At 59.8% G+C, this 19,238-nt stretch carries 13 protein-coding genes and 5 tRNA genes; 8 read left to right on the top strand and 10 right to left on the bottom strand.

The window, feature by feature from the left end; all coding sequences use genetic code 11:
- Nucleotides 1–61 precede the first annotated feature (61 nt).
- From ACK59H_RS20285 to ACK59H_RS20275, 3 genes are all read left to right on the top strand, one after another.
- Nucleotides 62–4,486 carry an RHS repeat-associated core domain-containing protein gene (locus ACK59H_RS20285; protein ID WP_409264823.1) on the top strand — a complete coding sequence of 1,475 codons (4,425 nt, stop codon included), beginning with the start codon at nucleotides 62–64 and terminating at the stop codon, nucleotides 4,484–4,486.
- Nucleotides 4,487–4,719: 233 nt separating this feature from the next.
- Nucleotides 4,720–7,278, top strand: a complete 2,559-nt coding sequence (locus ACK59H_RS20280; protein WP_409264822.1) for a fimbria/pilus outer membrane usher protein — start codon at nucleotides 4,720–4,722, stop codon at nucleotides 7,276–7,278.
- Nucleotides 7,271–8,335, top strand: coding sequence for a fimbrial protein (locus tag ACK59H_RS20275; protein ID WP_060480268.1), 1,065 nt, complete (start codon nucleotides 7,271–7,273; stop codon nucleotides 8,333–8,335). The genes ACK59H_RS20280 and ACK59H_RS20275 overlap by 8 nt, the downstream gene beginning before the upstream one ends.
- 136 nt (nucleotides 8,336–8,471) lie before the next feature.
- Here ACK59H_RS20275 and ACK59H_RS20270 read toward each other — a convergent pair.
- The 5 genes from ACK59H_RS20270 to ACK59H_RS20250 all read right to left on the bottom strand — a co-directional run bounded on the left by ACK59H_RS20270 (nucleotide 8,472) and on the right by ACK59H_RS20250 (nucleotide 9,033).
- Nucleotides 8,472–8,547, bottom strand: a tRNA-Gly gene (locus ACK59H_RS20270).
- Between the two features lie 86 nt (nucleotides 8,548–8,633).
- Nucleotides 8,634–8,709: transfer RNA gene (locus ACK59H_RS20265), tRNA-Gly, on the bottom strand.
- Between the two features lie 3 nt (nucleotides 8,710–8,712).
- Nucleotides 8,713–8,788 (bottom strand) — tRNA-Glu (locus ACK59H_RS20260).
- A gap of 91 nt (nucleotides 8,789–8,879) precedes the next feature.
- Nucleotides 8,880–8,955: transfer RNA gene (locus ACK59H_RS20255), tRNA-Gly, on the bottom strand.
- 2 nt (nucleotides 8,956–8,957) lie between these two features.
- Nucleotides 8,958–9,033, bottom strand: a tRNA-Glu gene (locus ACK59H_RS20250).
- A 336-nt stretch (nucleotides 9,034–9,369) separates the two neighbouring features.
- On the opposite strand from ACK59H_RS20250, the gene ACK59H_RS20245 reads away from it, so the two are divergent.
- Entirely contained in the window at nucleotides 9,370–10,137 is a 768-nt protein-coding gene (locus ACK59H_RS20245; RefSeq protein WP_060480269.1) for a hypothetical protein, read from the top strand.
- An 84-nt stretch (nucleotides 10,138–10,221) separates the two neighbouring features.
- On the opposite strand, the gene ACK59H_RS20240 is transcribed toward ACK59H_RS20245, so the two are convergent.
- On the bottom strand, nucleotides 10,222–10,704 hold the full coding sequence (locus tag ACK59H_RS20240) for a GAF domain-containing protein (protein ID WP_060480270.1): 483 nt from the start codon (nucleotides 10,702–10,704) through the stop codon (nucleotides 10,222–10,224).
- A 2-nt stretch (nucleotides 10,705–10,706) separates the two neighbouring features.
- Nucleotides 10,707–11,594, bottom strand: a complete 888-nt coding sequence (locus tag ACK59H_RS20235; RefSeq protein ID WP_060480271.1) for an ATP-binding protein — start codon at nucleotides 11,592–11,594, stop codon at nucleotides 10,707–10,709.
- A gap of 76 nt (nucleotides 11,595–11,670) precedes the next feature.
- Between ACK59H_RS20235 and ACK59H_RS20230 the strand changes: the two genes are divergently transcribed.
- Nucleotides 11,671–14,025: a response regulator gene (locus ACK59H_RS20230; protein ID WP_060480272.1), complete on the top strand. Its 2,355-nt coding sequence runs from the start codon at nucleotides 11,671–11,673 to the stop codon at nucleotides 14,023–14,025.
- On the opposite strand, the gene ACK59H_RS20225 is transcribed toward ACK59H_RS20230, so the two are convergent.
- Together ACK59H_RS20225 and msrB are read right to left on the bottom strand one after the other, a co-directional pair.
- Nucleotides 14,015–14,503, bottom strand: a complete 489-nt coding sequence (locus ACK59H_RS20225) for a glutathione peroxidase (protein ID WP_060480273.1) — start codon at nucleotides 14,501–14,503, stop codon at nucleotides 14,015–14,017. The genes ACK59H_RS20230 and ACK59H_RS20225 overlap by 11 nt on opposite strands.
- A 2-nt stretch (nucleotides 14,504–14,505) precedes the next feature.
- The gene (msrB, locus tag ACK59H_RS20220; RefSeq protein WP_060480274.1) at nucleotides 14,506–14,907 is read right to left on the bottom strand and encodes a peptide-methionine (R)-S-oxide reductase MsrB; all 402 of its coding nucleotides are present in this window, start codon (nucleotides 14,905–14,907) and stop codon (nucleotides 14,506–14,508) included.
- A 174-nt stretch (nucleotides 14,908–15,081) separates the two neighbouring features.
- Between msrB and ACK59H_RS20215 the strand changes: the two genes are divergently transcribed.
- Both ACK59H_RS20215 and htpX read left to right on the top strand, forming a co-directional pair.
- Nucleotides 15,082–16,293, top strand: coding sequence for a pyridoxal phosphate-dependent aminotransferase (locus ACK59H_RS20215; protein WP_012313392.1), 1,212 nt, complete (start codon nucleotides 15,082–15,084; stop codon nucleotides 16,291–16,293).
- Nucleotides 16,294–16,582: 289 nt separating this feature from the next.
- On the top strand, nucleotides 16,583–17,470 hold the full coding sequence (gene htpX, locus ACK59H_RS20210) for a protease HtpX (protein ID WP_054903704.1): 888 nt from the start codon (nucleotides 16,583–16,585) through the stop codon (nucleotides 17,468–17,470).
- Nucleotides 17,471–17,517: 47 nt separating this feature from the next.
- On the opposite strand, the gene ACK59H_RS20205 is transcribed toward htpX, so the two are convergent.
- Nucleotides 17,518–18,168, bottom strand: coding sequence for a thiopurine S-methyltransferase (locus ACK59H_RS20205; RefSeq protein ID WP_060480275.1), 651 nt, complete (start codon nucleotides 18,166–18,168; stop codon nucleotides 17,518–17,520).
- A 102-nt stretch (nucleotides 18,169–18,270) separates the two neighbouring features.
- On the opposite strand from ACK59H_RS20205, the gene ACK59H_RS20200 reads away from it, so the two are divergent.
- Nucleotides 18,271–19,023 (top strand): class III extradiol ring-cleavage dioxygenase, encoded by a 753-nt coding sequence (locus ACK59H_RS20200; RefSeq protein WP_060480276.1) that lies wholly within the window; start codon nucleotides 18,271–18,273, stop codon nucleotides 19,021–19,023.
- Nucleotides 19,024–19,238: the final 215 nt, after the last annotated feature.

Raw genomic sequence — 19,238 nt, 5'->3', positions numbered from 1 at the left:
TGGCTCGCGAGAGACCCTCACATACGATGACGCTGGCCACCGACTCCCCAACGGCGCCCCTGTGCAGCGCCTGCCCCGTATCGACACCCATGAATTCGACCCAGGCTTTGGCCAGCCGGTGATGAAGACCCGGTACACCTACAGCGCTGAGAACTTCATGGGAGCCAACGGTGACCTGACCTGGAAACAGGGTGAAGACAACCTCTACAACGCCCCTGCCGATTACGTCTACACGGTCACGGCCAACGAATATGACGGCGCTGAAGTGCGCCGCAAAACCCATTACCAGTACAACCGCCATCACCTGCTGACAGTGCAGACCACCGAGCAATATGGCGAAGTTTTGCAATTCGAGGACCAAGGTGGTGATGACGGAACGGTGAAAATGGACTGGCATGTCCACAAGATCCACACCGTTCATCATGAATTGCCTGGGGTGCCTTTCGACCTGCAACCTGCCTATTTCCAGATGGCCAAAACCATCACCCAGAGCTGGGAGATGAGCAGCACAGACGACAACCGTTACCGCGAGGAAGTGACCACCACTAACTTCGATGACTTCGGCAACCAAATCGAAGAACGACAGGCCAACGGTATCCGAGTGGTCAACGAGTACTACCCGGTGCAAGGCGAAGAAGGCGGTTGCCCGCCAGACCCGCAAGGTTTTACGCGCACGCTCAAACGCACCACGACTTACCCCCATGATGGCCCCGACGTGGAAGGCGAAGCGCAAGTGGTCTCGCAGTTGTACAGGTATCAGCTGGCCGATGGCCTCAATGACACAAACAGGCCCGCACAGATCGCCTGCCAGTGGCTGCAGGTGCGCAGTGATGAACTCTACCAGGGCATTGGAGAAGACGCCGTGCTGCTGAAAATAACCAGCAAAGGCTATCTGAACCTGCCCGACAACGCTTATTTGCATGGGCGGCCGGACTATGAAGAAGAAACTTTGTACGATGCAAAAGCCGATGCCAGGCGCACTGGCGCTTGGCAACCGCACACTTCGCGTACCCAATGGCGCTATACACAAGCGTTCAAGAATAAAACGCGGGTAGGTCATCAAGTCAAAGAAACGTTGATCGGCCACGACCTCACGCAAATAAGCTTCATGACTCAGCTTGACCCTTATACAGGCCAGACGCTGGTCGGCCAGGATTTGAATGGCGTCATCACGCACTACGAATACGATGCTCTGTTGCGCCTGAAAAGCGTCACTGTCGCCCCGGATACGGATTATGCCTCGCAAGAGTTGTACAGCTACCAGCTGGTAGCGACACACGGGGGGCAAGCCACACAAACCACTATCGCCGACACCGGCGTGGTTACTCTGGACAAGTTCGATGGTGCTAATCGCCTGATCGAACGCTTCATACGGGTGCATGACCCGCAAAGCGGAGCATTGCAACCTGAACGCTTGATTCACGAAGCAAGCTACGACTCCATGGGCCAACTGATCGTGCAGACAGGGCATGACTACCATCCACGGTTCAGCTCAGGCCGCCTGTCGTTGACCGAGCGCTTCGAATACAGCGCCTGGGGCGGGGTATGCAAAACCTTCAACGCTGATGGGACGCAGGTGCACACAATCTATTCACCGTTCGGTGAGCAGGGGGATATCACCGCCAGTTGGCTGAGCACGCCCGATGCACCCGCCCGACGCCTGAACCAGCAAATGATGTTGAACAACCGTTTCGACCAGCCCTGCGAAACATCCCGCTTCGACGAGCACGGGGCCAGGTTAGGTAGTTCGGGCTTTTTCTACGATGGCCTGGGCCGCTGCGTGCGTAAGGAAGACCGTTTCAACGACCCCAGCGCCACGCGCGCTGAGATCAAGCGCACCGAGCGCTACGCATATGACGCCTTTGGCCGCATTACCCGCACCACGCGCCCGGACGACTCAGCGCTAAGCCGCACCTTCGCCAACTATTTCACCGGCGAACTGACCCGCGAGCTTCGCGCGCACCGAGCAGGCAACGACCCAACCGGAACCCTGGTCTGCGACCGTACTTACGATGGCATTGGGCGGATAAGCACTTTGAGCCACGGGCCGCGTCAGGAGAGCTACCTCTACGAAGACGAGCAGATGCTTTTGAGCAAGCGCACCACAGCAGGCAACCGCGTTTTCGATTACGAATACCAGGTTGCGCTCACCACATCGCCGCAAGTAATTAGAACTGCTGACGGTAAGCTGAGCAGCCATTTCACCTACGACAGCAAAACTGCAGAAGTTCTCAGTGCACAGAACGAGGAAGGTCGGCGTTCTTATACCTACACCGACCTTGGTTATCTGCGCAGCGAGGCATGGTCCGAAGCCGGCCCAGGCAGCGACGCCAGCCTAGGTTCACTGTATGAAACCTCGCTGATGGGCCGAGCCATGCAGCGCACAGATGCCTATGACGGCCATAGCGAACAGAGCGAACATGGCTACGATGACCTGGGCCGGCTGTCATGGACCACTGAGGGAAACTTACGCGCAGACTTCATCTACAACAGTGCAGGGTACCTGCTCTCGGTTCGGACCCGGGATAAGGCCCAGGATCGCAGCCTGCTGTGCGAACAGAGTTATGACAGTGTTGGCCGTGAGCAACGCCGAACCATTACTGTCTATGCCGGTGATGCCGCCATCACTACCCAGGCCATCGTCAATGTTTGGCGCGACGACGATCTACTGCACAGCCGCACGTTGCTCATCGACGACGCGCAACAACTGCAAGAGTTGTTCGACTATGACCCGTTGAGCCGACTGGTGAGCTACACCTGCGAAGGTGAACCGGATGCGCTGCCGCGCGATGGGCTGGGCAACGCGATCATGCTGCAAACCTTTGATTTCGACGACCTCGATAACCTGTCCTTCTGCTACACCCTGTTCGCTGACGGAACCAAGAACCGGGCCACTTATAACTGCGAAGGTTTTCAGCTCAAGGAGGTCGTCAATACCCATCCGGACTACCCCGCCAGACAAAGCTTCAGCTATGACGATGACGGCAACATGCTCAACGATGAGCACGGCCGCCGGCTGGACTATGACGAACATGGCCGCCTGATAGCGGTACGCAGCCCTGATGGCCTGGAGACATTATTCAGTTATCGCTACGATGGCCACGATCACCTCCTGGGCGCGCGCCAAGGCGCTAATCAAGAAGTGAAACGCCGCTATCAGGGCGAACGGCTGGTAGCAACCACGCAAGGCAATACGCTGACCCAATACTTGTACGATGGTGAACGCCCACTCGGGCTTCAGCAGCAAGGCGACAGTGGTGCTAACCGTCTGCTACTGACCGGTATCAGCAACAGCGTAATCGGCGAAAGCAGCCAGGATGGCGTGCATCGCATCACGTACAACGCCTACGGCGAAAGCAGCGAGGCAGACACACTGACTGGCCTGCTAGGTTTCAATGGCGAAGCCCGCGAGCGAGCATTGGGCTGGTATTTGCTAGGGCGTGGCTACCGCGCCTACAACCCCGGTTTGATGCGTTTTCACAGCCCTGACTCGCTACTGCCCGAGGAAGCGGGCATCAACCCTTATCAGTATTGCCTGGGCAACCCGGTGGTCTGGCGCGACCCCACCGGTCACGCCACCAGAGGCTACGAAGGCCCGGGCCAACATCATCGGGTCCGCGAAGGTACCAGCAACACCGCTCAGTGGATCATTCTGGGAGTTACGGCTGCTATCGCGGCGGTTTCCATCGCTGGATTCGGCGCCTATGCAGCGGGCGCCGTGACAGCCGTAGGAGCAGGCATCGCCATGACCACCATGACTAAGGTCGGCTTGGTTGTAGGTTCAGTGGGCGTCGCCATGCAGACAGTAGGGCTCGGTTTGCAAGGGGCAGCCATTACCGAAAAAAATCCAAAGAAATCGGGCTTGTATGCATTGATCGCTTGGGTGGCTAACACGGTAGGCGGGTTTTTGACCGCTGGTGGCGTTTTCATGACTCGGAGCGGTCTGATCAGGTCGACGATCAACGCAGGCGAGCCGGGACTTGTGGCGGTGGACACTCACCGGCTTCTGAATTCATTGATAGGTTCTAATGTGAGGGCTGCGAACGCAGCGGTCCCTCAGATGCCCGCAGGCCCAGCAGGCACCGCAGGCACTGCAAGCACTGCAAGCACTGGAAGTACTGCAAGTACTGCAGGCACTTCAGCCACTCAAACCTCCGAACCCGCTCTGAACAGTCTATCCACTCCCACTCAAACCACTGAAATTCCTGTAAACAGTCAACGGGTCCAAACTGATAATTATCAGCAGCTCCCCTCGGGGACTCAAACCCCTGGTCATGGCCTTGGCAAGAAAATTCCTAGAGCTAAGCTGATAAGAGCTAGCAGGGTACAAAAAACGGACTCCAGGCCCAGCGTTGCGGCACCGAAGGCTGAGGAAGCTAGCACTAGCGCTGCTGCGACCAGTAACGACAAGGTTGTTGTTCAACCCTTTTCATCTGGTCTTTACAACAGAGGATTCGCAATGACTTTTAGGTTGGCTCACAAATGAGTTTTAGGTTGGCTCACAACAGCTAAACTTGATCCACCCACTCATGGCCACCCCGCGCTAACCGGGGTGGCCCCCATTACCCCTTTTACAAACAGACTTCTCCTACAGACCCCTCCTACCTCCCCCCCTAACCTTCGCGGCTCCTGCCGTTCGCGCACCGGCCCCTGGCCATGCACTCCACTTCCTGCGCCGCGTCGCCAATGGCTCCATCCTACCGATCTACGAGAGCCCATATGCCCAAGCCCCTCCGGCGTCGGCAGCCGCCATCGCGCCTTCGCATCGCCCAACTCCTAACGCTAGGGAGCAGTTGCCTGCTTCCCGCTCACGCAACCTGGGCCGCCTCAACGCTGGTGGAGTTCGACGCCAGCTTCCTTCGCCAAGCCCCCGGCCAAGCTATCGGCATCAGCGAGCACGTGCTGCAATCATTGGCGCAAAAGCAGGCGCTCCCAGCCGGCCGCTATCAGGTGCAAGTGCGGCTCAACCTGCTGCCCCTAGGTGAATATGCGCTGGAATTCAAAGCGCCCAGCAACGGCGACAGCCTCACCCCATGCCTGAGTTCAAGTTTTTTGGCGACACTGGGGCTAAACCCCACGGCGATGACCAAACCGCTGGTACCAAGCAGCGCCTGTATCGACCTCACCGAGCAGGTGCCCGGCGCGCTGGTGAGTTTTGACGCCAGCAAGTTGTTGCTTGACCTGTCCATTCCCCAGGCCGCTTTGCGCAAAGACCTCTCCAGCACTGTGGCGCCCGAGCGCTGGGAAGCCGGCATCGATGGCGCATTCCTCACCTATCAGGCCTCCGCACAGCACAGCAGCCAGCAAAACACCGGTTCGCGCAACCAGTACGACCTTTACCTCAACAGCGGCGTGAACATCAACGGATGGCGGCTGCGTAGCAACCAGAGCTTGCGCGAGAACGCCCAAGGCCAGCGCCGTTGGACCCGCAGCAATACCTATGCGCAAACTGACCTGCCCGGTACTTGGGGCACCCTGACCCTGGGTGAAACCTTCACCAACGGCGAAGTGTTCCGCAGCCTGCCGCTCAAAGGCGTACAGTTGGCCTCGGACATGGGCATGCTTCCCGACCTTATGCGCAGCTACGCCCCGGTGATACGCGGTGTAGCCCAGAGCCGGGCGAAGTTGGAGGTACTGCAAAACGGCTACCCCATATACAGCACCTACGTGGCCGCCGGCCCTTATCAGATCGACGACCTCGGGGTGGCCAGCAGCGGTGATCTGGAAATCGTGCTAACCGAGGCTGATGGGCAGGTACGGCGTTTCATACAACCCTATTCGAGCCTGAGTAACCTACTGCGCGAGGGCGTGTGGCGCTATACCGCCGCACTTGGGCGTTACAACAGCGTCAGGGGTATTGACGAGCCGCTCTTGCTGCAGGCGACCTTGTCGCGGGGCATCAGCTGGAACAGCACACTGTACGGGGGCGTGCTAAGCAGCAGCTACTACCAGGCAGGCACACTAGGCCTCGGCAGAGACTTTGCGGAACTCGGTGCCATCTCATTCGACGCCACCCAGGCCTGCAGTGACATCGCAGGGCTTACCGGGGAAATTTGCGGGCAAAGTTTCGCCGCGCGCTACGCAAAGATATTCGAAACCCGTACCAATTTGCGTTTTGCCGGCTACCGCTACTCCACCAAAGACTACCGCGACTTCGATGAAGCAGTGGCTCAGCGCAATGCCGACCAGCTCTTTCGCGGTAGCCGCCGTAGCCGGTTGGAAGCCTCGATGCACCAGCAACTGTGGGACAAAAGCGGAATCAGCCTGACCTTTTCACAGGATGATTACTGGAACAACAGCCCCCCCCGCCAGCAATATCAGGTGCGCTTCAATACCCAGCACCGGGGCATCAGCTACAACCTGTTCGCCTCGCAATCACTGACCCGCGACCAACGCAACGATCGGCTGATCGGCTTGAGCGTTTCGTTCCCTCTGGACTGGGCCAACACCAGCGCTGGCCTCGACTTGCAACAGCGGGCAGGACGCTACAGCCAGCGCGCCAGCATTACCGGTGCCACAAGCGATAGCCGCCTGAGCTATCAAGCGGCATTGGCCAACGATGAGCGCCACAACCAAAGCGCCGACCTATCGGTCGGTGTCCAGGCAGCCTATGCCAGCTATGGCGCGGGCTATTCCGAGGGCACTGGCTATCGCAACTTGTCACTGACGGCCAGCGGCTCGTTGCTGGCCCATGAACAGGGTATTACCTTTGGCCCGAATTTCGGTGAAACCAATGCCCTGATCCACGTACCTGACACGCCAGATGTGGGCGTTGAAAATGCGCCTGGAGTGCGCACCAATGCCCAGGGCTTCGCCTTGGCTTCGCACCTGCAGCCGTATCGGATCAATCAGATGATCCTGCGTACCGATGAACTTGGCCCGGAAGTGGAAATCGACAACGCGGTTGCCCAGGCCATACCGCGGCGCGGCGCAATCGTCAAACTCACCTACCCTGCCCGCCAAGTGACACGCCTGGTACTGACCCTACGCCGGCCCAATGGTCAGCCATTGCCTTTCGGTACCCAGGTTAGCGACGCCACCGGCAATGCGTTGGCAGTGGTGGGCCAGGGCGGGCAAGCGCTGGTGGCGACTACCAATACCAGACAGACCCTGCACGCCCGCTGGGGGGACGCCCTAGATGAGCGCTGTGAACTGACCGTCGACCCCGCGCAAATGCCCGTCGAGCAAGGCTATCACCTGCAAACCTTGACCTGCCCAATACCCCTCACCGAGCCATCCCCCGATCACGCTCTACCTACCGGAAGCACGCATGCCTAACCGACGCCCCTCCAAATCCACCCTGACCGCGCTGGCCACCGCCGTCCTGCCGTTGGCCATGATGACTGATGCGCAAGCCCTTCCCTACTGCATATGGGACGGGCCGAGCGGCCCAATGGACTACGCGGTGAACGTGGGCCACCACTGGATAGCGCGGGACGCCGAAATTGGATCGGTAATTGGCCCGGTAGCCGGATCGCAATTGACCCGCAGTCCAATCAAGATTCGCTGCGATAACGACGGCTCTGGACTGTTGACCGCCCAGATAATGCCCACGGTAGCTGTTCATCCCAACCCCCTTCCGCCTGTAAACGGCTGGAACGTGGACGGTAAAGTGCTGGAAACCACTATTCCTGGGGTGGGCCTGTATATCAGGCTTCAACACCCCTACTCAGGCGCCACCAACGCCTTTCGCCCCCGCGACGACGTAGCGCTGCCCTATGAGGGCTACAACAATTGGAACATCTCACCCCTGCTCCTGGAACTGCAGAACCTGAGTGCCACCTACACGCTAATAAAGACTGGGCCTATTCCGGCTGGACCGCAATCGTTCAGCCAACGTATCGCGCAAGGTACCGTCTCTGATATTGGGCCTTACATGAACCTGACCGTGAACGGCCAGGTGCAACAAGCCCAGTGCACCTTGAAAAGCGATGCTGTCAGCGCCGACCCCGTGTTACTTGGGCGCCATGACTTGGGGGCCTTTACGGGCGTGGGCGCAACGACGCCCATGGTTGACTTTCACATCATGCTCAATGACTGCGAAGACGACCCAAGCGGCGGCACGGCACGCGCATTCATACGCCTGGACGGCGACATCAAGGACCCTGACTTGGGGCTTTTTGGCCTCACTTCCACCTCTGGCGCCTCAGGCATTGCCATTCAACTCTTGAGAAACGACGGTAGCCCAATGAAGCTGGGCACTGACGAATTGGCCAGCAACCTTGGAATGAAAGACATTCGTATCGATTTCCGCGCGCGCTACTACCAAGTAGACCCTGTGGTTAAGGCAGGCAGTGCCGATGGCAAGTTGAATTTCACTATTTCATACCGGTGATGGGCAGGTTGCGCGAACGTATTACCACGTTCGCCCACTGGCCTGTAGCGCCGAAATAGAAGTGACAAAAACAAAAAAAGACGCCTAAGCGTCTTTTTTGTTTTGCAGGCTTGAATAAAACCTGCAACTTTTGAATTGGAGCGGGAAACGAGACTCGAACTCGCGACCCCGACCTTGGCAAGGTCGTGCTCTACCAACTGAGCTATTCCCGCATTGTGAAACTGTTACCGCTTTTGGCGTGAAGCGCCATGAAGACCTTCACCACCACTGCACCGCATAGACGCCACAGTATTTAAACTGGAGCGGGAAACGAGACTCGAACTCGCGACCCCGACCTTGGCAAGGTCGTGCTCTACCAACTGAGCTATTCCCGCATTTGGCGTCCCCTAGGGGACTCGAACCCCTGTTACCGCCGTGAAAGGGCGGTGTCCTAGGCCACTAGACGAAGGGGACACACGACACTTTTCAGTGCACCAGGCTTGAACCTCACGATTCACCCTGGATTTTCTTTTCCTGCCTCGCAATTAAGCGTTGCCGGAGAAACTGGAGCGGGAAACGAGACTCGAACTCGCGACCCCGACCTTGGCAAGGTCGTGCTCTACCAACTGAGCTATTCCCGCATTGGCGTCCCCTAGGGGACTCGAACCCCTGTTACCGCCGTGAAAGGGCGGTGTCCTAGGCCACTAGACGAAGGGGACACGCTGCTGGCATTACTGCCTGCTTTCACTCCCTGCTGCGTTTCGCTGTGTGCTTTACGCTGCAAGTGGCGCGCATTCTATGGAGCCTTCGAACAGGCGTCAACCCTTTTATAGAAATTTATTTAAATCAATGACTTCGGCTATTCCATAGGGCGCCGAGAGTGCCCGGCGATGGATTGGCGTTGATTTTCTGACACGTCCGTCGCAAAGTGCCATCACTCGAGGAAAGCAGCAGCCGGCCGACACACTGCATCAAGGGCCGAGTGCGGCATCCTTCGCGGCACCGGCCGCTACAACTACACTCTTATTAAGCAACTTCTTGATGAGGCGCTAACGGTGACACCACTTCTGATCACTCTGCTCATCGTGGCGGGTATCGCGTTGCTGATCGTGATCGGCTACCTCAATAACGTGGTCGAAAACAGCAAGCTCGAACGTGCGCGGCTCAAGCTCGACCTTGCCGACCGGGTGCGGCGCTGTGGCGAAATCACCGAGACCTTCCCCGGGCAGTTCATGACTGCGCCTTTGAAACTGCTGTTGGCACGCCTGGAGCTGAACCTCACTCAACGGCAACTGGCGCTGGACAAGCACAACGCAGTGTTCAAGGCACGCATCGCCGAGCTCGAAGAGCTGATAGCCCAAGGCGAGCGGATCCCGGTGAACAACCCGCCCTGCCCGATTCAGACCGAGGCCAAGGCCAAAGATGTGCGCTTTCTGCTCGAAGCGCTGCACACCCAGATCGTCAAGGCCACCCAGGACAACGTCCTGCCCAGCGCCGAAGGCAAACAGTGGGTACGGGAGATCCGCCACATCCTGGTGTTGTTGCACATCGAGTTTTTCAACAACCTCGGCCAACAGGCGTTGCAACAGGAACAACCTGGCCAGGCGCGGCTGGCCTTCGAGCGTGGGGTGCAGTATCTGCGCAAGCAGCCAGAGCCTAAACAGTACGAAGAACAGCTGACCTACCTGGAAAAGCTGCTGGCACGCGCCAACGCTCAGGTGATGGACCAGATGGAGCCCGCCGAGAACGAGCAGAACGAACTGACCGAAGGGCTCAAGACCGACGAAGACGAAACCTGGAAAAAGCGCGTGATCTACGACTGACCTGGTCCGTCCTCTTTGCGGCCCAAGCCGCTCCCGCTGATCTTCGTGGGAGCGGCGAAAAGGCCGCCACTACCAGCACAGCCTTCAGCAGTCGGTCAGTTCCAGAAAGATCGCCGCCAGCTTTTCCAAACCAGCCTGATCGGCCTCACTGAATCGCGCAAGTTTCGGGCTGTCCAGGTCCAGCACGCCAATCAACCGCCCTTGTTTGATCAGCGGAATCACCAGCTCGCTGTTGGACGCGCTGTCGCAGGCGATATGCCCAGCAAACGCATGCACATCCTCCACCCGCTGGGTTTGCCGGGTGGCCGCAGCCGCGCCGCACACACCTTTGCCGAACGGGATGCGCACGCAAGCCACCTGGCCCTGGAAAGGCCCCAGCACCAGCTCTTCGCTACGGTTGAGGTAAAACCCGGCCCAGTTCAGGTCATCCACCTGGTTATAGAGAAACGCCGAAAACTGTGAGGCATTGGCGATGAAGTCGCGCTCGTCGGCGAACAGCGCCTGCACTTGCGCCGCCAGCAAGTCGTAGCCGTCGAGGCCGGCGCCACTGGCATTGAGGTCGATCATTTTTACTTTTGCTCCAGCAATTGCAGCCCCACCCAGTAGCGGGCGAACTGATAGGCACAGCGGCCATTACGGTTGCCGCGCCCGGTTGCCCAGCGCACGGCGAGAATTTCCAGGGCTTCGTCACGCTGCCAGGCAAGGCCTGCGGGGCGGGCCAGTTGGCCGATCCAATGCTCGACAACGTCGAGAAAGTGCTCCTGGGTGAAGGGGTAGAACGACAACCAGAGGCCAAAGCGATCGGACAGGGCAATCTTGTCTTCCACCGCTTCATTGGGGTGGAGCTCACCGTCGACCATCTTCCAGTTTTCGTTATCGCTCTGTTTTTCCGGCACCAGGTGCCGGCGGTTGGACGTTGCATACAGCAGCACGTTATCCGGTGCCTGCTCCAGCGACCCATCGAGCACGCTCTTGAGCACCCGGTAATCGCCCTCCCCGGCTTCGAACGACAAGTCGTCACAGAACAGGATGAAACGTTGCGCCAGCTTGTGCAGTTGCTCTACCACACGTGGCAGATCGGCCAGGTGGTCGCGCTCGATCTCGATCAGGCGCAGCCCGGCACTTGCATGCTCAGCCAGCAAAGCGCGCACCAGCGACGACTTGCCGGTGCCACGCGAGCCCCACAGCAGAGCGTGGTTGGCAGGCAGGCCATTGATGAACTGGTGGGTGTTGCGCCCCAACTGATCGCGTTGCTTGTCGACGCCGATCAGGTCGCTCAGGCGGATGTCCAGGCTGACGTCCAGTGGCAACAGGTAGCCACTGCGCCCATCGCGCTGCCAACGCGCGGCCAGCGTGGTGTTCCAGTCGATGTGCGGGCGCGGCGCTGGCAGCAAGGGTTCAAGACGCGCCAGCACCGATTCGGCACGTTCCAGGAAAGCATTCAAGCGAGCGTCCATGAGGGCTCCTTGCAAGACAGGTGAGATTTAACGCTGAATGTGTGACAGACACGCCAGCAGCCGAGGTTGATCGGCTATGCTTGCGCAGCGCAAGGAACGGGAAACCGGCTCGGGACTCATGGATATCAAGTTCACCAATCGCCTGTCATACAAGCAAGCCCGGTTGACAGTCCTGGTCGGCTTCATCCTGGGTACATTGCTCAGTCTCATCCAGATCGGCATCGATTATGCCAGCGAAGACGCATCCATCAACCGCGAAGTTGGGGCGTTGTTGCAAATCAGCCACAATACCGCCTCACGCATTGCCTACAACATTGATTCGGAGCTTGCGCTGGAGCTGACCCGGGGCCTTTTGCAGTCACCGGCGGTGATCCGCGCGCGGCTGGTAGACAATAACGAAACGGTCCTGGCCGATGTCGAACGCCCCCGCCTGGAGGACCGCTACCGGCCGCTGAGCGACTTTCTGTTCGGCGAAAAGCGCCAGCTCAAGGCGCGCCTGTTCCTGACCCACATGCCCGATGAAACCCTCGGCACGCTGTACCTGGACGTTGACACCTATGCGTTCGGCAGCCGCTTCCTGGACCGCGCAGGGGTTACCCTACTCAACGGCTTCGCCCGCAGCCTGGTGCTGACCGGCATCCTTTTGGCGCTGTTCTACATGATGCTGACCAAGCCGTTGGTGACGCTAATCGGCGCCCTCAGCGGCCGCGACCCGCGCCAGCCTGGGCAAACCCGAGTGGATTGCCCACCAGGCCATGAATATGACGAAATCGGCGTGCTGGTCAAAGTAGCCAACCAGCAGTTCGTCAGCATGAGTACCGAAATCCAGCAGCGGCGCACAGCAGAAAACCGTCTGACCCAGTACCTCAACGAGCTCGAAGATATCGTGTCGGCACGCACCGAGGAACTGAAGGCAAGCAACGGCCGCCTCAGCCAGTCCAACCAGGAGCTGGAAGCGGCCCGCCAACGCGCCCTGGACATGGCGCAGGCGCGGGCCGCCTTCCTGGCCAACATGAGCCATGAGATCCGTACCCCGCTCAACGGCATGCTCGGCATGATCGCCCTGGCCCTGGACAGCCCGCTGGCCGGCGAGCAGCGCCAGCAACTGTCGATCGCCCACGATTCGGGCAAAGTGCTGGTGGAGTTGCTCAACGATATTCTCGACCTTTCCAAGTTCGATGCCGGGCAACTGGAACTGGAACGTATCCCCTTCGACATGGGTGCCATGGTCGAGGACACCGCTAACCTGCTGTCGCAGAATGCTGCACAGAGCGTCGAGCTGACATGCCTGATCGCAGGGGATTTCCCAAGCTCGGTACTGGGCGACCCCACGCGGGTGCGTCAGGTGGTCAGCAACCTGCTGTCCAACGCACTGAAGTTCACCCGCTTCGGTCGCGTGGACGTGCGTCTGGCGCCGATTGTCGGCGGCGTTCGCCTGGAGGTAAGCGACACTGGCATCGGCATCCCTGAGGCCGCTCAGGCACGCATCTTCCAGCCTTTCACCCAGGCTGGCGCCGGCATCACCCGACAATATGGCGGCACCGGCCTGGGCCTGGCACTGACCCGCAACCTGTGCCAAGCCATGCAGGGCCATCTGCACATTCACTCCGAGCCTGGCTTTGGCAGCCGCTTCAGTGCCGACCTGCCACTGCCTGCCCATACCGAGGCCATTGAGCCGCCGGCACTGAGCGGCAAGGTAGCTGCCCTCAGCGATGCCGGCAGTGGCCTGAGCGAGTTGCTGCAGAGCCTGCTGCCTGGCTGGGGCCTGGACTACCAACGGCACGACAGCAGCGCTGCGCTAGACAATGGCATCGACCTGTTGATCACCGATGACCTGCAGCAGTTGTTGCAACTGCGCCCGGCACTCAAGGCGCCGATCCTGCTGGTAACCGCCTACGGCAACTTCTTGCCCGGCGAGCAGTCGGCTCAACTGGCGCCCCTGCACCAACTGGCCCGCCCTCTGTCGCGCAACGCGCTGTACCAGACACTGAGCCGAACCTTGCAGGGCCATGCCCCCGAGCATCCGCTGGCCACTCCACTGCTGACCGCCGCTGAGGGCCGCGCGCGCATCCTGTTGGTGGAAGACAACCCGGTCAATCAGCTGGTGGCCAAGGGCATGCTGGCCAAGCTCGGCTGCCAGGTGCAGCTCGCCACCCAAGGCGCCGAGGCACTGGAGTGGCTGGACCGAGAAGACTTCGACCTGGTGCTGATGGACTGCAACATGCCGGTTATGGACGGCTACGAGGCCAGCCGGCGCATCCGCCAGAGCGGGCGCTGGCCGCAGTTACCGATCGTCGCCCTGACCGCCAATGCCATGCCCGAGGAGCGCGAACGCTGCCGGGCGGCCGGCATGAACGATTACCTGGCCAAGCCGTTTCGCCGCGAGGAGCTGCTGGCGCTGATCGACCACTGGGTACCGCTCAACGGCTGAGCAGGCGCTCGATGTCGGCTTCCAACGCCTGCGGCTTGGTGGTGGGCGCGTAGCGGGTAACCTTGCCGGTGGCTGGGTCGAGGAGGAACTTGGTGAAGTTCCACTTGATCTTCTCAGTGCCCAACAGCCCTGGTGCACGCTGCTTGAGCGCAACGAACAGCGGATGGGCGCCTGGGCCATTGACCTCGACCTTGCGGAACAAAGGAAAACTCACGCCGAAGTTGGCTTCACAAAACTGCGCGATGTCCCGTGCATCACCTGGCTCCTGCTTGCCGAACTGGTTGCAGGGAAAGCCCAGCACCACCAGCCCGCGCTCGCGGTAATGCTGCCACAGCTGCTCCAGGCCTTTGTACTGCGGGGTGAAACCGCACTGGCTGGCAGTGTTGACCACCAGCAGCGCCTTGCCGGGAAAATCGCCGAGCTTTTTCTGCTCGCCGCCTAGGGTAACGCAGGGTATGTCCAGCATCGATGCGGCCATTCTCAGGCTCCTTTGCGGGGTTCGAAGGTCAGGCACACCGAGTTGATGCAGTAACGCAGGCCCGTTGGCGGAGGGCCATCGGGAAATACATGGCCCAGGTGAGCATCGCACTGGGCACAGGTGACCTCGGTGCGAATCATGCCGTGGGAGGTGTCACGGATCTCGATCATCGCGCTTTGCTCGATGGGCGCGTAAAAGCTCGGCCAGCCGCAGCCGGCATCGAATTTGGTCTGTGCATCGAACAGTGGCAGGTCACAGCACACGCAACGGTAGATGCCCGCGCGGCGCTCACTGTTGTACTTGCCACTGAACGGCCGCTCGGTGCCTTTGAGCCGGCAGACCTGATACTGCTCGGGGTCGAGCATTTCGCGCCATTGTTCAAGTGTCTTGTCGATCTTTTGCATGTGTGAACCTCGGCAGGCTGAATTTCACCTCGCGCCGTCTTTTCCGTAACGCGGGTGGCACGTATATTAGTTGGCTTCGTGCGCAAGGCCTCAAGTCTGGCACCCGCCCGCCGCCCTTTCAAACCTTTCGATGAGCGGGCGGTGGCGGCGCGTCTTATCAATCGGGATCACATCATGCAGTTCAGCAAATCGAACAAGCTCGCCAATGTCTGCTACGACATTCGCGGCCCAGTGCTCAAGCACGCCAAACGCCTGGAGGAGGAAGGCCACCGCATCCTCAAGCTGAACATCGGTAACCCGGCACCGTTTGGCTTCGAAGCGCCGGACGAAATCCTTCAGGATGTGATCCGCAACCTGCCCACCGCCCAGGGCTACAGCGACTCCAAAGGCCTGTTCAGCGCGCGCAAAGCGGTGATGCAGTATTGCCAACAGAAGGAGATCGAGGGCGTCACCATCGAGGACATCTACCTGGGCAACGGTGTTTCCGAACTGATCGTGATGTCGATGCAGGCCCTGCTCAACAATGGCGACGAAGTTCTGATCCCTGCACCCGACTACCCGCTGTGGACCGCTGCGGTGAGCCTGGCCGGTGGTAAGCCGGTGCACTACCTGTGCGACGAGCAGGCCGACTGGTTCCCGGACCTTGAAGATATCAAAGCCAAAATCACACCGAACACCAAGGCGTTGGTGATCATCAACCCGAACAACCCGACCGGCGCTGTGTATTCCAAAGAGCTGCTGCTGGGCATGCTGGAACTGGCCCGTCAGCACAACCTGGTGGTGTTCTCCGACGAGATCTACGACAAGATCCTCTACGACGAAGCGGTGCACATCAGCACCGCGTCGCTGGCTCCGGATCTGCTGTGCCTGACCTTCAACGGCCTGTCCAAGTCGTATCGGGTGGCCGGCTTCCGGTCTGGCTGGCTGATCATTTCCGGGCCCAAGCATCACGCCCAGAGCTATATCGAAGGCATCGACATGCTGGCCAACATGCGCCTATGCGCCAACGTACCGGCCCAGCACGCCATTCAGACAGCGCTTGGGGGTTATCAGAGCATCAACGACCTGGTACTGCCGCCGGGCCGCCTGCTGGAACAGCGCAACCGTACCTATGAGCTGCTCAACGATATTCCAGGTGTCAGCTGTGTGAAGCCCATGGGCGCGCTTTACGCCTTCCCGCGTATCGACCCGAAGGTGTGCCCGATCCTCAATGACGAGAAATTCGCCCTCGATCTGCTTTTGTCGGAAAAGCTGCTGATCGTTCAGGGCACTGCATTCAACTGGCCGTGGCCGGACCATTTCCGCGTGGTGACCTTGCCGCGGGTGGATGACCTGGAAGCCGCGATCGGCCGCATTGGCAATTTCCTGCGCACTTATTCGCAGTAGGCACCAACCTCTTCGCGGGTAAACCGGCTCCCACTTACAGCGCAGCCCTCAAGCACTGCGACAGTCTCTTGGGAGCCGGTTCAGCCGCGAATGGGGCGCACTGCCGCCCTGCCATGCTCAAAGGAAATTTCTTACATCCTGCAACGCTCTATCCCAGAGCCCGCGACGAATCCTCTGCCATACTGCGCCGTACACAGTTTGAAATAGTCGCCCGATTGAATCCAGGCGGCAGGCACCTTATATACCCCGCAGTAAGCAATGACTCATCCGTCAGGAGAACGTAACAACCATGATGCGCATTCTGTTGTTTGTAGCCACCAACCTTGCGGTGGTGCTGGTTGCAAGCATTACCCTGAGCCTGTTCGGCTTCAACGGGTTCATGGCCGCCAACGGGGTTGACCTCAACCTCAGCAGCCTGCTGGTATTCTGCGCCGTGTTCGGCTTCGCCGGCTCGCTGATTTCGCTGTTCATCTCCAAGTGGATGGCGAAGATGACCACCGGCACGCAGATCATCAGCCAGCCGCGCACCCGCCATGAACAATGGCTGCTGCAGACCGTCGAGGAGCTGTCACGCGAGGCCGGCATCAAAATGCCCGAGGTGGGTATCTTCCCAGCCTACGAGGCCAATGCCTTCGCCACCGGCTGGAACCGTAACGACGCCTTGGTGGCGGTGTCCCAGGGCCTGCTCGAGCGCTTCTCGCCCGATGAAGTGCGTGCCGTACTGGCCCATGAGATCGGCCACGTAGCCAACGGCGATATGGTCACCCTGGCGCTAGTGCAGGGCGTGGTGAACACCTTCGTGATGTTCTTCGCCCGTATCATCGGCAACTTCGTCGATAAAGTGATCTTCAAGAACGAAGAGGGCCAGGGTATCGCCTATTACGTGGCGACCATCGTCGCCGAGCTGGTTCTGGGCATCCTCGCCAGCATGATCGTCATGTGGTTCTCGCGCCGCCGCGAGTACCGTGCCGACGAAGCCGGCGCCCAACTGGCCGGCACCGCCGCAATGATCGGTGCGTTGCAGCGCCTGCGTGTCGAGCAAGGGCTGCCGGTGCACATGCCTGACACTTTGAAGGCGTTCGGCATCAACGGTGGCCTCAAGCATGGCCTGGCGGGCCTGCTGATGAGCCACCCGCCGCTGGAAGAGCGTATCGAGGCTTTGCGCCGCCGCGGTTGATTCTTCTCGGGCAGACAAGGGCGACTTCGGTCGCCCTTTTTTAATCGTTACCTGCTGATCTGATAAACCCGCTCCACCAGGCTGCAAACCCCCGCCTGTGAAAACTTAGGGCTTTGCTCAATAAGCTCCACGGCCTTGAGCTCATCGACTTGCCACCCGGCCAAGCCCATTCGAACTTCTTCGTCACCTACCGAGAATGGCGGCCCGGCCAGCAGCGCCTGGTCGTAATCCAAAGTCACCAACAGCCCGCTGCAGCGGGCGGGCAGCGAACGCGACAACGCCTGCACGTACGCCAAACGCATATGTACCGGCAGGGCAATCAGCGCAGCTCGGTCATAGAGCGCCACGCAATCGGCAAGGTCCGCTGGCTGAAGGGCAAAAAAATCGCCACACCACACCTCGACGTCGCCGTGGCGCCAAATCTCGAAGGCTCCCTTTTGCACAATTTGGGGCTCAAGCCCGTGCTCATGAAAAAACGCCGCCACCGCCCGCTGCGACAACTCCACACCCAGCACGCGATACCCCTGCCCCGCCAGCCAGGCCAGGTCCAGACTTTTGCCGCACAGCGGCACCAGCACACGGCTGCCAGGGGCTAACTGCAGGTGTGGCCAGTACTGTTGCAAGTACGGGTTGACCTGCGCCTGGTGAAAGCCGATCTGGTTGTCGGCCCATCGCTGCTGCCAGAACGCTGGCTCCATGATCACTCCCAATATTTAGATGATTTACCGGTAAAACTTGGTTTGGATTTCGATCGATAGCTGATCGAAGATGGTCACATCTTAAACCTCAGGACCATCACCATGCTGCCCAGCCTGTTCATTTCCCACGGTTCGCCCATGCTCGCCCTGCAACCTGGCGCCAGCGGGCCGGCCTTGGCCGCGCTGGCCAACGCCCTGCCAAGACCCAAGGCGATCGTGGTTGTCTCGGCGCACTGGGAGAGCCGTGAATTGCTGGTGACCAGCGCTGCACAGCCAGAAACCTGGCATGACTTCTACGGTTTTCCACCCGCACTTTACGCTGTGCAATACCCGGCGCCTGGCGAGCCCGCCCTGGCCAGCCGCGTGGCCGAACGCCTACAGGCACGCCAGGACCTGCAACGACCATTCGATCACGGCACATGGGTGCCGCTATCACTGATGTACCCAGATGCAAGCATCCCGGTGATTCAGGTATCGCTACCCAGCCAGTCGGGGCCGGACCTTCAGATCAAGGTCGGCAAGGCGCTGGCTGAGTTGCGCCAGGAAGGTATTCTGCTGATAGGCTCTGGCAGCATCACGCACAACCTCGGTGAACTCGACTGGCACGCCGGGCCCGACGTGATCGAACCCTGGGCGCTGGCATTCCGGGACTGGGTTGTAGAGCGACTCAAGGCTAACGACCAGGCAGCGCTACTGGATTACCGCAAACAGGCGCCTTTTGCCGCTCGCAACCACCCCAGCGAGGAGCATCTGCTACCGCTGTTTTTCGCGCTAGGCGCTGGAGACAAGTTCGGCATCGTGCACCAAGGCTTCACCCTGGGGGCGCTGGGCATGGACATCTATCGGTTCGACTGAGCCTTGCCAGTGGTGATGCTGCAGCGCTGAAAACATAAGAAGCAAACAGATACCCGAGCAATGTTGGTAGTGCTGTTCACTTAAGCCTAGAGGCTCGGCGTGAGCTCTTCGGTGAGGCGCAGATCGAGCGCCGCCCGCGCGGCGCATCGCGAGCTGCGCTCGCTCCTACGTTTGTTTCGGGCCAATTATGCCTGTGGGATTTGCGCGCGGACGCC

It is taken from the genome of Pseudomonas sp. KCJK9000 (assembly GCF_046230725.1).
GTDB classification, from domain to species: Bacteria; Pseudomonadota; Gammaproteobacteria; order Pseudomonadales; family Pseudomonadaceae; genus Aquipseudomonas; species Aquipseudomonas promysalinigenes.
The sequence above is the reverse complement of the archived record's forward strand: the minus strand, read 5'-3'. Positions and strand labels throughout refer to the sequence as shown.

Excerpts from the sequence above, each read along its gene's own strand:
- ACK59H_RS20280 (WP_409264822.1), top strand. The coding sequence starts at position 4,720 with ATGCCCAAGCCCCTCCGGCGTCGGCAGCCGCCATCGCGCCTTCGCATC.
- ACK59H_RS20275 (WP_060480268.1), top strand. The coding sequence starts at position 7,271 with ATGCCTAACCGACGCCCCTCCAAATCCACCCTGACCGCGCTGGCCACC.
- ACK59H_RS20240 (WP_060480270.1), bottom strand. The coding sequence starts at position 10,704 with ATGATCGACCTCAATGCCAGTGGCGCCGGCCTCGACGGCTACGACTTG.
- ACK59H_RS20235 (WP_060480271.1), bottom strand. The coding sequence starts at position 11,594 with ATGGACGCTCGCTTGAATGCTTTCCTGGAACGTGCCGAATCGGTGCTG.
- ACK59H_RS20230 (WP_060480272.1), top strand. The coding sequence starts at position 11,671 with ATGCTTGCGCAGCGCAAGGAACGGGAAACCGGCTCGGGACTCATGGAT.
- ACK59H_RS20225 (WP_060480273.1), bottom strand. The coding sequence starts at position 14,503 with ATGGCCGCATCGATGCTGGACATACCCTGCGTTACCCTAGGCGGCGAG.
- msrB (WP_060480274.1), bottom strand. The coding sequence starts at position 14,907 with ATGCAAAAGATCGACAAGACACTTGAACAATGGCGCGAAATGCTCGAC.
- ACK59H_RS20215 (WP_012313392.1), top strand. The coding sequence starts at position 15,082 with ATGCAGTTCAGCAAATCGAACAAGCTCGCCAATGTCTGCTACGACATT.
- htpX (WP_054903704.1), top strand. The coding sequence starts at position 16,583 with ATGATGCGCATTCTGTTGTTTGTAGCCACCAACCTTGCGGTGGTGCTG.
- ACK59H_RS20205 (WP_060480275.1), bottom strand. The coding sequence starts at position 18,168 with ATGGAGCCAGCGTTCTGGCAGCAGCGATGGGCCGACAACCAGATCGGC.
- ACK59H_RS20200 (WP_060480276.1), top strand. The coding sequence starts at position 18,271 with ATGCTGCCCAGCCTGTTCATTTCCCACGGTTCGCCCATGCTCGCCCTG.